Genomic DNA, 13,918 nt, shown 5'->3' on the forward strand with positions numbered 1-13,918 from the left:
CGTCACACCGCGGTGTTGCGACCGCCCGCGAGGCGCGGCAGCAGGCGGAAGCCCACACCGCCCGCGATCATGGTCGCGGCGCCGATCAGCAGGAACGTGGTGCCGGAGGAACCGGTCTCGGCCAGCTCGCCGTTCTTCGTCGACCCGGCCTCCGTGGCGTCGGAGCCGGTGTCCTGGAGGCTGTCCTTGCCCTGGCCCTGCTCGACGGGGTTGTTGTTGCCGTCGGGGTTGGTGTTGTCGCCGCCACCGCTGCTGGAGCCGCCACCGTTGCCGGAGCCGCCGCCGTTGCCGGAACCGCCGTCGGACGAGCCGCCGTTGCTCGAACCGCCGCCGTTGCCCGAACCGCCGTCGGACGAGCCGCCGTCGCCGGAGCCGCCGCCGATGTCGGTACCGCCGTCGGACGAGCCGCCGTCGCCGGAGCCGCCGCCGATGTCGGTGCCACCGTCGGACGCACCGCCGTCGGAGGCGCCGCCGTCGGACGCACCGCCGTCGTCGGTGCCGCCGATGTCGGTGCCACCGTCGGACGCGCCACCGTCGGAGGCGCCGCCGTCGGAGGTGCCCCCGTCGTCGGTGCCGCCGATGTCGGTACCGCCGATGATGGAGCCGCCGTCGGTCGCGCCACCGTCGGACGAGCCGCCGTCGGAGGTACCCCCGTCGGAGGTGCCCCCGTCGGACGAGCCGCCGTCGGAGGAGCCGCCGTCGTCGCAGCCCAGCACGACGGAGATCAGCCCACAGTCGTCGCCGGCGGAGCCGTCGGCGGCCGAGGCGGCCCCCGCGGCGGTCAGCGACGCACCGGCGGCGATCACCGCGCCGGCAGCTATCCGCGCGACACGGATCCGCGTCTTGTTGGTCATCAGTCTGCTACCCCCAGTAGCCAATCGTCGATGGAGCAGCGCCAGGGACCGCGATACAGGAGCAGCAGAGGTCTCGTCCGACCCGTCCCCCGTTCACACGCGTCCCACTGATACGCATGCCGCGCGCCACCCTTCCCAGTTTTCGAATCAGCGTCAAGGCCGTTGCGCGCCCAATGTCCCGGTCCAGGGGATATGACCGGCCTACGGACATGTGACTGTGATGTAAAAGGCAGAAAGCCCTTCACATCTCGCCCACAAAACAAGGCAACTACCGCTCCGCGAGCGGTAGTTGCCTTGTCGATAAAGCTGTTTGGCTTACTTCTCCTGCTGCTTGCGCCAGCGAATGCCGGCCTCCAGGAATCCGTCGATCTCACCGTCGAGCACCGACTGCGGGTTACCGACCTCGAATTCCGTACGGAGGTCCTTGACCATCTGGTACGGGTGCAGGACGTAGGACCGCATCTGGTTGCCCCACGAGCTGCCGGCGTCCTTGAGGGCGTCCATCTTGGCCCGCTCCTCCTGGCGCTGACGCTCGAGGAGCTTCGCCTGGAGGACGTTCATGGCCGTGGCCTTGTTCTGGATCTGCGACCGCTCGTTCTGGCAGGAGACCACGATGCCGGTGGGCAGGTGGGTCAGCCGGACCGCGGAGTCCGTCGTGTTCACGCCCTGGCCGCCGGGGCCCGAGGAGCGGTAGACGTCGACGCGCAGCTCGGACTCGTCGATGTCGATGTGGTCGGTCGTCTCGACGACCGGGAGGACCTCGACGCCGGCGAAGGACGTCTGGCGGCGGCCCTGGTTGTCGAACGGGGAGATGCGGACCAGGCGGTGGGTGCCCTGCTCGACGGAGAGGGTGCCGTACGCGTACGGCACCTTGACCTGGAAGCTGGTCGACTTGATGCCGGCCTCTTCCGCGTACGAGGTCTCGTAGATCTCCGTCTTGTAGTTGTGGCGCTCCGCCCAGCGCAGGTACATGCGCTGGAGCTGCTCGGCGAAGTCCGCCGCGTCGACGCCGCCGGCCTCCGCGCGGATGTTGACGATCGCCTCGCGGGAGTCGTACTCGCCGGACAGGAGGGTACGGACCTCCATCTCGTCCAGCGCCTTCTTCACGGAGGTCAGCTCGGACTCCGCCTCGGCGCGGGTGTCCGGGTCGTTCTCCTCCTCGGCCATCTCGAAGAGGATCGAGAGGTCGTCGATGCGACCGCGCAGCGCCTCGGCCCTGCGCACCTCCGCCTGGAGGTGGCTCAGCTTGCTGGTGATCTTCTGTGCCTCGTCCGGGTCGTCCCACAGGGACGGCGCGGCCGCCTGCTCCTCGAGCACGGCGATATCTGCCCTCAGCTTGTCGAGGTCCAGGACGGCCTCGATCGACTCCATGGTCGAGGAGAGGGACTTCAGCTCTTCGGATACATCGACGACTGCCACGTCACCAGCCTAACGTCTACCGCAAGCGCCTTCCGCCGAGCACCGCCCACCGCCACCCCGCCCCACCTCCCACCTGCGCCGCGACCCCCTTGACCGGGTTCGGCTTCTCGCGCAGTTCCCCGCGCCCCCGGGTGGTCTTTCGCCCGCGGGCCGGTGACCGCTTCTCGCGCAGTTCCCCGCGCCCCCGGGTGGTCTTTCGCCCGCGGGCCGGTGACCGCTTCTCGCGCAGTTCCCCGCGCCCCTGGGTTGCACTTCGCCTGCGGCCCGGTGGCCGCTTCTCGCGCAGTTCCCCGCGCCCCTGAGGCATGCGCTGACGCGCAGCCTCCCCCAGAGGCTGCGCTCCGCGCGCCTCTCCCGGGCGCGGGACGCTGGTGCGCCTCTCCTGGGAGGCGGGACGGTGGCGCGCCTCTCTGATGAGATGCCGCACGCAGTGCGCATCTCAGGGGCGCGGGGAACTGCGCGACCAGCCACGACGGTGGCGCACCCGAAAAACACACCCAGGGGCGCGGGGAACTGCGCGACCAGCCACGACGGTGGCGCACCCGAAAGACCACCCAGGGGCGCGGGGAACTGCGCGACCAGCCCTCGGTCAGGGGGCCGGTGGGGCCGAGGTCTGGGTGTCCTGGGGGGGAGAGGGGGGCTCGTCCGAGGTGAGGGTCCAGATACCGGCGGCCAGCGCGGCAGCGAGAACGGCACCGACCACCCCGAGCGTGACCCGCCGCCGCCGCGCGGAGTGCCGATTGCGCGCCGACCCGGGCCGAGGCGCCCCCGCGGCCCGGGGCGCCCGGGCCGTACCACGGGCACCGCCGGCCAGCTCGTCCGGCGCCGGCACCCTCATCGACGTATGGGTGTCGCGGTTGGAGTCGGCCGAGGCCGTCCCCGGCACCAGCGGCACCGCCCCGCGCCGGGGCCGCTCCACCGCCACCGGCACCTCGTCCGGCGCCTGCGGCTCGTCGGTGTCCTGCTCCGCGTCGGGCTCGTCGACGTCGAGCGGCGCCATCCCGGCCAGGAACGGCTGGAGCTCGCGCAGCCCGGCGGCCATCTCCGAGGCCCGCAGCCGGGAGGCCGGCGCCTTGGCGAGGCACTGGATGAGCAGCTGCCACAGCTCGTCGGGGATGCCGGGCAGCGGCACCACCGTCTCGGTGACGTGCCGGCGCAGGATCGCCCCGGGATGCCCGCCGCCGAACGGGGTGAAGCCCGCCAGCAGCTCGTACAGGACCGTGGCGAGGGCGTATATGTCGACGGCGGCGCGCGGCGGCAGGCCCTCGACGATCTCGGGGGCGAGATAGTCCGGCGTCCCGATGATCTTCGTCGCCCTGGTGCGGCGCGGGGTGTCGATCAGCTTGGCGACGCCGAAGTCGGTGAGCAGCGCGGGGTGCGAGCCGCCGGGGCCGAGCGCGCCCTGCATGTCGAGCAGGATGTTCTCGGGCTTCACGTCGCGGTGCACGATGCCGGCGGCGTGCGCGGCGGCCAGCGCGTCGGCCACGTCGGCGGCGATCGCGACGGCGGCCTCGGGGGCCAGGCGCCGCTCGCGCTCCAGCCGGGTGCGCAGGTCGGTGCCGCGGACGAGGTCCATCACCAGCGCCAGGTCGTTGCCGTCGACCACCAGGTCGTGGACGCCGACCACGCGCGGGTGGTCCAGGCTCAGCAGGGCGGTGCGCTCCTGGACGAAGCGGCCGACCAGCTCCTGGTCGGAGGCGAGGTCCTCGCGCAGCAGTTTGATGGCGACGGGACCGTCCGGCCCCTCGCCCAGCCACACGGTGCCCGCACTGCCGCGCCCCAGGATCTGGTGTGCGGTGTACCGGCTGCCGATTTTCCGTGCCAAGACTGCTCCTACAGACGCGTGTTGGCGCCCAAGCTACGCGGCCCGGGCGCCAACCAGCGCATCAGAGGGAGAAATCACCCGCTGGATGTCGACAAATCTCCAACGTCACGCACGAGACGTACGACTTGTGTCAGTTGCCCGAACCGCCGCTCAGGTCGCCGATCCACCCGGTCACGTCGTCGAACCAGGTCGACAGCTGGTCCCAGTAGCCGCGGCCGGTGCCGATCCAGTCCTGGAGCGGGGTGAACTCCCAGACGAGCCAGCTCACCACGAAGAGGATGACGATCATGAACAGGCAGCCCTTGAGGCAGCCGAGACCGGGGATCTTCATCGGGTTGGCGCCGCGCCGGCGCGGCTCGCGCGGCGGCCGGGACTGCTGGGGCGGCTGCTGCGGGGGCGCGTAGTGCTGCGGCTGCGGCTGCTGGCGCGGCTGCTGCGCGGGCTGCTGCGGCTGCGGGGTCGAGCGCGGCGCCTGGCGCTGCTGCCGGGGCGCGTAGTTCTGCTGGCGCGGCTGCTGCTGCGGCTGCTGGACCTGGCGCTGCGGGCGCCGGCGCAGCGGGTCCTCGTTCGGGTCGAGGTACTGGACCTGCGTCTGCTCGTTGCGGTCGCGGGCCGCGCGCAGCTGGTTCTGCCAGGGGTGCGGGTCGTCGGGGTCGCCCGTGCCCGGCGGGTTCGGCGGGACCGGCGGCATGACGGCGGTCGGGTCGGCGGCGCCGTAGGGGCCCGCCTGGTTGCCCTGCTGCTGCATGACGCTCGTCGCCGCGTTCGGGTCGACCTGGCCGAACGGGGACGCGTGGTGCGGCAGCACCTGGGTGGGGTCGGCGGCGCCGGGCACGTCCGGGACCTGCGCCGGGTCCGGGTCCGGCGTCAGCAGCGCGCCCACCCCGTCGGCGGCGGCGATCTGCGCGCTGTTCGCGTGCACGCCGATGCCCTCGGCGACGGTGCGCAGCCCGCGCGCGAGGTTCTCCGCGCTGGGCCGCTCGTCCGGGTTCTTGCGCAGGCAGCGCTCGATGACCGTCCACAGCGGGTCGGGCACGGTGGAGGGGCGGCGCGGCTCGGCGGAGAGGTGCTGGTGCAGCACTTCGAGGGCGGACCCGCCGGAGAACGGCGGGCGGCCGGTCACCAGCTCGTACAGCATGATGCCCGCGCCGTAGATGTCGACGGCGCTGGTCTGCGGGCGGCCCTCGGCGGACTCGGGCGCGACGTACGCGGGCGTGCCGACGAACTCGTGGGTGCGGGTCAGGCCCGGGGAGTCGGCCAGACGTGCGATGCCGAAGTCGGTGAGCATCGGGTGCATGCCCGCGCCCTCGTCCCGGTCCCACTTGAGCAGCACGTTCGCCGGCTTCAGGTCGCGGTGCACGACGCCGTCGGCGTGGCTCGCGGCGAGCGCGTCGGCGACCTGCGCGGTCAGCAGCGCGGCGGCGACCGGCGAGAACGGGCCGTTCTCGCGCAGATAGCGGTGCAGGTCGGGACCGTCGATCAGGTCCATGACGAGGGCGAGCATCTCGCCCTCGACGACCAGGTCGCGCGTGCGCACGATGTTCGGGTGCGTGAGCCTGAGCAGGACGGAGCGCTCCCTGAGGAAGCGCATCACCACGTCCGCGTCGTTGGCCAGCTCCTCCTTGAGGACCTTGATCGCAACGGTCTCGCCGGGCTGCCCGGCGACGGCCGCCTCGGCGCCCGCGGTCTCGCGCTGGCGGGCCCGCCAGACGGTGCCCGTGGCGCCGCGTCCGAGCGGCTCCTCGAGCAGGTACTTGCTGCCTACCGGCCGCACGTCATGCGCTCCCTGCTTGGCTTGCGTACTGTCGCGTACTTGCCTGGTCTGTCTTGCTCGGTCTGTCCCGTGCCGGGTGTCCGCGGGTTCAGCGGGTGTTCCGACCCACTGTAGTGGCGCCGTACGAGGTACAGGCTGTCGATCTTCGCCGACCGGCCACACCCGTGTTCGACGGAAAGACGCAGCGCCGGGCCGCGTGGTTGCCGAGCGGCGGACAGAGCAGGCACTTTTACGGGCAGAGCCGACCAATCAAGATCATTTACGGGTGGGGGGCGGGCGAAGTGTCAGTGGCAGGTGCGAGGATGCCTCTCAGCACTGGCTGACGTGCCCGTGACGGCGGGGGAATCTGCGGTGGCGACCGCGGGCGTCCCCCGGCCCGGGCGCCCGCGCAGAAGGGACCGCTGACGGCGATGCAGATCCGGCTTACCGTCATGGCCTCCGTCGAGGCCGCAGCATCCCCGGTCTGCGACCTCCTGGTCACAGCGCCCGCGGGCACCGCGCTCGCCTCCGTCCTCTCCCCCCTGGTCACGGCCGTCGCGGGCAGCGACGCGCCGTCCTCCGTGCTCTACGCGGGCCATGAGCGGCTCGATCCGCAGCGCTGCCTGCTGGGCGAGCCGCCGCTGACCGACGGCGCGGTCCTCTCGCTGGGCGGCCCCGCCGACCCCGGCCCCGACCCGGACGCGGCGACGGCCCAGCTGCACGTGGTGGCGGGCCCCGACGCGGGCGGCGTGCACCTGCTGCACGGCGGCCAGATCCGCATCGGCCGCTCCGCCGACGCCGACGTCTGCCTGGACGACCCGGACGTCTCCCGGCTGCACTGCGCGGTGACCCTCGCCCCCGACGGCCGGGTCACGGTGGCGGACCTGGGCTCGACGAACGGGACGACGCTGGAGGGCCGCCCCCTGGACGAGCGCCCCGTGCGCCTGGCCCCCGGCACGCTGCTGCGCCTCGGCGAGTCGGCGCTGCGGGTCACCGCCGGGGGCGACACGGCCCGCACGGCACCGCTGGCGACCGCGCCCGACGGCGAGGGGCAGGTGCGGGTGGCCCTCGGCACGGCGGACGTCCGGCGACCGCCCGCCGCCGACACCCCCGCCCGGCCGACCCCGGCACCGGGTGCGGCTTCCGGAGCGCCGCTGACCTCGGTGGTCCCGTCCGACGAGACCCGGCACACGTACGGGGACGCGTCCTGGGGCGCCGCCGGTGACGCGGCGGCCGGGGACACGCAGCCCGTCGTGCCGGGACAGGGCTCCGCGCCCGACCTGGAGCGGACCGGGTCCGGCACCCCGCCGCGCGGCACCGAGCTGCCCCGCGCCCCGCGCCGGCGCGGCGGTTTCGGGCGGCTGCTGCGGCGCGGCCCGGGCCGCGACGAGCGGTATCCGGAGGCCGAGCACGGGCGGTACGCGCAGAGCGCCGAGGACCTCGACGCGGAGCACGCGATCCACGAGCCGTACACGCTGCGCGCCCCGCAGCAGCCCGGCGTGCCCGCGCCCCGGACCGCCTCCGGGGCGGCGCCCGCCGTGCCCGCCGCGCCCGCCGCCGAGACCTGGCCGGACGCCGCCACTCTGCTGCTCACCGCGCTCGGTCCCGGGCCGCGGCTGTGGGAGCGGGGCGCCGGGCACCCGGAGGCGCTGGCCGTGCGGCTCGGCGCCGTCGACCGGCCGGGCCCCGGCGGGGCCGGGGTGCTGCCCGCGGTCCCGGTGACCGTGGGGCTCGCCGAGGCGGGGGCGCTCGGGCTCGCGGGGCCGCGCGCCCGGCTCGCCGGGCTGGCCCGCGCGGTCGTGGCCCAGCTCGCGGCGCTGCACGCGCCGGACCGCCTGGAGATCGTGCTGATCAGCACCGACCGGGCGCGGCCCGAGGCGGAGCGGATCGCGGAGTGGTCCTGGCTCGGCTGGCTGCCCCATGTGCGCCCGGCCCACGGGCAGGACTGCCGGCTGCTGCTCGCGTACGACCGGGAGCAGGCGGCCGCCCGCACCGGTGAGCTGCTGCGCCGCCTCGACGACCACGCCGCGGGTCTGCGTCCGGACGCCGCCGCCGTGGTCGTCGTCGACGGCGACCCGGGCTCGGCGACCCTGCGGGAGGCGACCGTGCGGCTCGCCGCCGAAGGGGGCGCCGCCGGGATCCACGTGGTGTGCCTGTCCGAGACGGCGGCCACCACCCCGGCCTCCCCCGTCGACCTGACCTACGAGGCGGCCTGCGCGCAGAGCCCGGCCTTCCGCGCGTGCGGCGCCGTGGCGCTGCTCAGCGGGGACGTGGCGACCTCGCTGCGGCTGCACCGGGCCGCGCAGGGCCGGCCCGTCGGACACGGCACCGTCGCCACCGTGGACGCCGTGTCGCTGGCGTGGGCGGAGCGGTTCGCGCGGGCCCTCGCGCCGTTGCGCACGGAGGGCACGGGCACCTCGGGCGCGCCGCACACGCGCGTGTCGGCGCCCCTGCCGCCGGCCGCCCGGCTGCTGGACGAGCTGGGGCTCGCCCGGGCCACCCCGGCGTCGCTGATGGCGCGCTGGGCGGCGGCCTCGGACGATCCGGAGTCCCTGGGCGGCCGGGTGTGGGCGGTGCTCGGCGCCGGGCCGCGCGGTCCGGTCGGGGTCGATCTCGCCGCGGACGGGCCGCACCTGCTGGTCGAGGGGCCGGCGGGCAGCGGTCGCACGGAGCTGCTGCGCTCGGTCGCCGCGTCGCTCGCCGCCGCCGAGCGGCCGGACCGGCTCAGTCTCGTCCTCATCGACGGGCAGGGCGGCACCGGCGGGTCGGGCGGGGCCTCCGGGGCCTCGGACGGGTTGCGGGTCTGTACCGACCTGCCGCACGTCACGACCCACCTCGCGGCCAACGACCCGGTGCGGATGCGGGAGTTCGCCCAGTCGCTGAGCACCGAGCTGAAGCGGCGGGCCGAGTTGATAGGGCGTACGCACTTCACCGAGTGGCACACCCAGCGCACCGTGGCGGGGCGGCTCGTCTCGCAGCGCGGCGCGCCCGCCTCCGGCGCCGACACGGGGGACCTCGACACGCCGCCGAGCACCACGATGCCCACGATGCGGCTGCGGCCCGGCGCGGCGCGGGAGAAGGCGGAGGCGGCGCCTCCGCTGCCGCGGCTCGTGGTGGTCGTCGACGATCTGGACGCGCTGCTGGCGCCGCCGCTGGGGTCGCCGGGGCGGCCGGCCGCCGGGTCCGTGGTGCGGGCGCTGGAGGGTGTCGCGCGGGACGGGGAGCGGCTCGGGGTGCATCTCGTCGCCGCGTTCGCCTCCGGCGGGGCGCCGGGGTGGACGGCTCGGCCGCGCGTGGTGCTCGACGCCGTGCGCGGAGGCGGTGCCGAGGAGCCGGCGCCGGGGCGGGGGCGGCTCCTCGGGGCCGACGGGCGGGAGGTGGGGGTGCAGGCCGGGCGGGTCACCGGGCGCATTCCGCGCACCGCCACGCTCCGGCCGACCGTCGTCGTGCTGGACTGGGCGCGGATGGGGGATCCTCCGGATCGGCGGCCGGTACGGGAGCTGGGCAACGGGCCGACGGATCTGGCCCTCCTCGCCAGCGCCCTGGAGCGGGCCGCCCGCTCGGTCTCGGCCCGCGAGGTCCCCTCCCTCCTCTGACCCCGTCACCACGTGCCGCCCGGCGGGGGCTGTTCGCGCAGTTCCCCGCGCCCCTGGGTGGTCTTTCGGGCACGGCCCGGTGGCCGCGTCTCGCGCAGTTCCCCGCGCCCCTGAAAGACCCGCGCCTGCCCCACGGGCCCCGTCGCCACCCACCGGCCGGTGGCCGCGTCTCGCGCAGTTCCCCGCGCCCCTGACGGGGCGCTGATCCTCGCGGCGATGAGACGGCGCACGCAGTGCGCGTCTCAGGGGCGCGGGGAACTGCGCGACCAGCCACGACGGCGGCGCACCCGAAAGACGACCCCAGGGGCGCGAGGAACTGCGCGACCAGCCACGACGGCGGCGCACCCGAAAGACGACCCCAGGGGCGCGAGGAACTGCGCCACCAGCCACGACGGCGGCGCACCCGAAAGACGACCCCAGGGGCGCGGGGAACTGCGCCACCAGCCACGACGAAAGCCGCGCACGAAAGACCACCCAGGGGTGGGGCGGGGCCGGGCCACGCGCCCCGTCGCGGCGTCGACGCATCACGACCCCGTCACGATCACCGGTGGGAACGGGCGGGCACCCTTGCCGGTTCTCCCTGGCCGGGCGTAGACCAGAGCGCACGACACGACACAAGTACAGCGCTCAGTACGGACGTTCAGCCTTCAGGACGAGAACGGGGCAGTGATGCGCAGCACCCTTCGGACACCCACTTTCCGCCGAGCAGCCGTGGCCTTGGCCGTGGGCTCTCTCACCCTCGCGCTCACCTCCTGCGGGGGCGACGACAAGAGCGACGACGAGCCGAGCGGGAAGGACACCTCCTCCGGCTCCTCCCTCCAACTGCCCAAGCTGGACGGCAAGTCGCTGGAGATCGCCGCCGTGTGGACCGGTGACGAGCAGAAGAACTTCAAGCAGGTGCTGGCGGAGTTCGAGAAACGGACGGGCGCCAAGGTCACGTTCGTACCTGCGCAGGATCCGATCATCAACTTCATCGGGTCGAAGGTCGCGGGCGGCTCCCCGCCCGACGTGGCGATGCTGCCGCAGCCGGGCGCCATCAAGCAGGCCGTCGACAAGAAGTGGGCGAAGCCGCTCGACAAGGACGTGCAGGCCGAGCTGGCCAAGAACTACAGCCAGGGCTGGCAGGACCTCGGCAAGGTCGACGGCAAGAACTACGGCGCGTACTACAAGGCCGCCAACAAGTCGCTGATCTGGTACAACACGGCGGTCTTCCAGAACGCGGCGGCGAAGGAGCCGAAGACCTGGAAGGACTTCCTGGCCACCTGCCAGGCCGTCTACGACTCCGGGGTGACGCCGGTGTCGGTCGGCGGCGCCGACGGCTGGCCGCTCACCGACTGGTTCGAGAACATCTACCTCTCGCAGGCCGGCCCGGAGAAGTACGACCAGCTCGCCGCGCACAAGATCAAGTGGACGGATCCGTCGGTCGAGCGGGCCCTGACGACGCTGGCCCAGCTGTGGGGCAAGAGCGACTATCTGGCGGGCGGCAACAAGCAGGCGTTGCAGACCGAGTTCACGAAGTCCGTCGAGCAGACCTTCACCGGCGGCGACCAGCCCAAGGGCGCCATGGTCTACGAGGGCGACTTCGTGCAGGTCAACATCCAGCAGACCAAGGCGAAGGTCGGCACGGACGCGAAGGTCTTCCCGTTCCCCGCGGTCGGCGACAAGGCGCCCGTGGTCAGCGGCGGCGACGCCGCGGTGATCTTCAAGGACTCGCCGGCGGCGCAGGCCCTGGTGAAGTTCCTGGCCTCCCCCGACGCGGCCACCATCCAGGCCAAGCTGGGCGGTTACCTCTCGCCGAACAAGAACGTCGAGCTGTCCGCGTACCCGAACGAGGTGCAGCGCACGATCGCCAAGGCGCTCGTCGACTCCGGCGACAGCTTCCGCTTCGACATGTCGGACCAGACCCCGCAGGCGTTCGGCGGCACGCCCGGCAAGGGCGAGTGGAAGGCGCTCCAGGACTTCCTGGCCAACCCCAAGGACGTCGCCGGCACCCAGAGGACGCTGGAGGCCGACGCGGCCAAGGCGTACAAGGACTGATCGGCCGATGACCATCCCGGCCGCCGGATCCGACAAGGACGGCGGCCCGGGTGCCCCCGCCGACGCACCGGCCGTCCAGGCCGCGTCGGCGGGGGCACCCGGGCCCGCCCCCGCCCCCCGCCGCTCCCGGAGCGTGACCGGCACCCGCCGCTCCGTCGCGTTCTTCTTCCTGCTGCCCGCGCTCGTGCTGCTCGGCGCGCTCGTCGTGTACCCGATCGGGTACTCCGTCGTGCGCAGCTTCTTCGACGCCTCGGGCGGCTCGTTCATCGGGTTCGACAACTACCAGACGCTGTTCACCCGTTCCGACACCAAGGCGGCGATCAACAACAACATCTGGTGGGTGGTGCTCGCTCCGACGGTCGCCACCGCGCTGGGCCTGATCTTCGCCGTGATGACCGAGCGGATCCGCTGGGGCACGGCGTTCAAGCTGATCGTCTTCATGCCGATGGCGATCTCGATGCTGGCCGCGGGCATCATCTTCCGGCTGGTGTACGACCAGGATCCGGGCAAGGGCGCGGTGAACGCGGTGTGGACCTCGGTCCACGACACGTTCAGCTCGTCGTCCGCGTTCCCCAAGGCGCATCCGCGGGCCGACGACCCGCTCGCGGGCAGGGCGGGCGGCCCGTACCTGACCAAGCAGCCGGTACGGACGGGCACCGCGTACCTGCTGCCGCTGGTCGGGGTCGCCGCCGACCAGATGCCGGACGGCGCGAAACCGGCGAAGGCGGCAACTCCCGCGCCGGGCAAGGTCACCGGCACGCTCTGGCAGGACTTCACGCTCGGCAAGGGCGCGGGCACCGCGAAGGCCGTCGACCCCTCCGAGGCCGGCTATCCCGGCATGCGGGTCGAGGCCGTGAAGAACGGCGCGGTGGTGGCGTCCACCACGGCCGCCGCCGACGGCACCTTCACCCTGCCCGCCGCGGCCGACGGGGCGAAACTGCGGCTGCCCGCCTCGAACTTCAAGGAGGCGTACAACGGCGTCGACTGGCTCGGCGACAAGAAGTACTTCACCGTCCACCTGGGCGGCTTCGACCTCTACCTCAACATCGTGACGACCTCGATCATGGTCGCGTACGTGTGGATGTGGGCGGGGTTCGCGATGGTCCTCATCGGCGCCGGACTGGCCGGCATCCCCCGCGAACTCCTGGAGGCGGCCCGGGTGGACGGGGCCACCGAGTGGCAGGTGTTCCGGCGGGTCACGGTGCCGCTGCTCGCACCGGTCCTGGCGGTCGTCCTCGTCACCCTCATGATCAACGTCCTGAAGATCTTCGACCTCGTGTACATCATCGCGCCGGGATCGAGCCAGGACGACGCCAACGTCCTGGCCCTCCAGCTGTACCTGTCGGCGTTCAACGAGAACAACGAGGGCCTGGCCAGCGCCATCGCGGTGCTGCTGCTCCTCCTCGTGATCCCGGTGATGTGGTTCAACATGCGTCGGCTCAGGCAGGAGGCGCGGCGATGACGGCGATCGACGACACGGTGCGGGGCAAGCGGTCGGTCGCGGGGCGGATCGGCGAGAAGCTCAGCGGCGGGCTCGTGCAGTTCGTGCTGCTCGTGGTCGGCGCGCTCTGGCTGGTGCCGACCGTCGGACTGCTGCTGTCCTCGCTGCGCTCCCCCGACGAGATGGCGGCGAGCGGCTGGTGGAAGGTGTTCTCCAAGCCGTCGCAGCTCACCTTCGACAGCTACAGCAAGCTGCTGGAGAACTCCGACATCACCACGTCGCTGCTGAACACCGTCCTGATCACGGTCCCGGCGACGCTGCTGGTCATCGTGATCGGCTCGCTGGCGGGCTACGCGTTCGCGTGGATGAGGTTCCCCGGCCGCGACTGGTGGTTCCTGGTCGTGGTGGGGCTGCTGGTGGTGCCGGTGCAGCTGGCGCTCGTACCGATCGCCAAGCTCTTCGGCGACATCGGCATCTTCGGTTCGGTGCTCGGCGTGGTCCTCTTCCACGTCGCGTTCGGCCTGCCGTTCGCGGTGTTCCTGCTGCGGAACTTCTTCGCGGAGATCCCGCGCGAGCTGCTGGAGGCGGCGCGCCTCGACGGGGCGGGGGAACTGCGCCTGTTCGTGCGGGTGGTGATGCCGCTGGCCGCGCCGGCGATCGCCTCGCTCGGCATCTTCCAGTTCCTGTGGGTGTGGAACGACATGCTGGTCGCGCTGGTGTTCACGGACGCCGGCAGCCAGCCGATCACGGTCGCGCTCCAGACCCAGGTACGCCAGTTCGGCAACAACGTCGACGTGCTCGGCCCCGGCGCGTTCATCTCGATGATCATTCCGCTCGCGGTGTTCTTCGCCTTCCAGCGCCACTTCGTCTCGGGCGTGATGGCGGGCGCCGTGAAGTAGGGGCGCGCCGGGCGGGGCCGAGGGGCGGACCGGAATCTTCCGGGCCGCCCCTGCGGCCGTAATAGGGGCGATTCCCCCACATGCCGCATCTCGC

8 protein-coding genes are annotated in these 13,918 nt (G+C 73.2%); 4 read left to right on the forward strand and 4 right to left on the reverse strand.

Annotated features, from left to right (window positions below; all coding sequences use genetic code 11):
• Positions 1-2: 2 nt before the first annotated feature.
• The 4 genes from ACIP5K_RS26580 to ACIP5K_RS26595 all read right to left on the reverse strand — a co-directional run bounded on the left by ACIP5K_RS26580 (position 3) and on the right by ACIP5K_RS26595 (position 5,872).
• The gene (locus tag ACIP5K_RS26580) at positions 3-854 is read right to left on the reverse strand and encodes an LPXTG cell wall anchor domain-containing protein (RefSeq protein WP_401413366.1); all 852 of its coding nucleotides are present in this window, start codon (positions 852-854) and stop codon (positions 3-5) included.
• Positions 855-1,169: 315 nt separating this feature from the next.
• Complete coding sequence (gene prfB / locus ACIP5K_RS26585) at positions 1,170-2,273, reverse strand: peptide chain release factor 2 (RefSeq protein ID WP_401413367.1); 1,104 nt, start codon at positions 2,271-2,273, stop codon at positions 1,170-1,172.
• Positions 2,274-2,862: 589 nt separating this feature from the next.
• Complete coding sequence (locus tag ACIP5K_RS26590) at positions 2,863-4,098, reverse strand: serine/threonine-protein kinase (protein WP_401413369.1); 1,236 nt, start codon at positions 4,096-4,098, stop codon at positions 2,863-2,865.
• Between the two features lie 130 nt (positions 4,099-4,228).
• A complete protein-coding gene (locus ACIP5K_RS26595) occupies positions 4,229-5,872 on the reverse strand; it encodes a serine/threonine-protein kinase (protein WP_401413371.1) in 1,644 nt (547 codons plus the stop codon).
• Positions 5,873-6,282: 410 nt separating this feature from the next.
• Between ACIP5K_RS26595 and ACIP5K_RS26600 the strand changes: the two genes are divergently transcribed.
• From ACIP5K_RS26600 to ACIP5K_RS26615, 4 genes are all read left to right on the forward strand, one after another.
• Positions 6,283-9,447: an FHA domain-containing protein gene (locus ACIP5K_RS26600; RefSeq protein ID WP_401413373.1), complete on the forward strand. Its 3,165-nt coding sequence runs from the start codon at positions 6,283-6,285 to the stop codon at positions 9,445-9,447.
• 669 nt (positions 9,448-10,116) lie between these two features.
• Positions 10,117-11,484: an ABC transporter substrate-binding protein gene (locus ACIP5K_RS26605; protein WP_401413375.1), complete on the forward strand. Its 1,368-nt coding sequence runs from the start codon at positions 10,117-10,119 to the stop codon at positions 11,482-11,484.
• 7 nt (positions 11,485-11,491) lie between these two features.
• Positions 11,492-12,946: a carbohydrate ABC transporter permease gene (locus ACIP5K_RS26610; protein WP_401413377.1), complete on the forward strand. Its 1,455-nt coding sequence runs from the start codon at positions 11,492-11,494 to the stop codon at positions 12,944-12,946.
• A complete protein-coding gene (locus tag ACIP5K_RS26615) occupies positions 12,943-13,824 on the forward strand; it encodes a carbohydrate ABC transporter permease (RefSeq protein WP_401413379.1) in 882 nt (293 codons plus the stop codon). Before ACIP5K_RS26610 ends, ACIP5K_RS26615 begins: the two co-directional genes overlap by 4 nt.
• Positions 13,825-13,918 lie beyond the last annotated feature (94 nt).

Origin of the sequence: Streptomyces sp. NPDC088785 (genome assembly GCF_044750685.1) — a bacterium.
Taxonomy (GTDB): domain Bacteria; phylum Actinomycetota; class Actinomycetes; order Streptomycetales; family Streptomycetaceae; genus Streptomyces.

Excerpts from the sequence above, each read along its gene's own strand:
- ACIP5K_RS26580 (WP_401413366.1), bottom strand. The coding sequence starts at position 854 with ATGACCAACAAGACGCGGATCCGTGTCGCGCGGATAGCTGCCGGCGCG.
- ACIP5K_RS26600 (WP_401413373.1), top strand. The coding sequence starts at position 6,283 with ATGCAGATCCGGCTTACCGTCATGGCCTCCGTCGAGGCCGCAGCATCC.
- ACIP5K_RS26605 (WP_401413375.1), top strand. The coding sequence starts at position 10,117 with ATGCGCAGCACCCTTCGGACACCCACTTTCCGCCGAGCAGCCGTGGCC.
- ACIP5K_RS26610 (WP_401413377.1), top strand. The coding sequence starts at position 11,492 with ATGACCATCCCGGCCGCCGGATCCGACAAGGACGGCGGCCCGGGTGCC.
- ACIP5K_RS26615 (WP_401413379.1), top strand. The coding sequence starts at position 12,943 with ATGACGGCGATCGACGACACGGTGCGGGGCAAGCGGTCGGTCGCGGGG.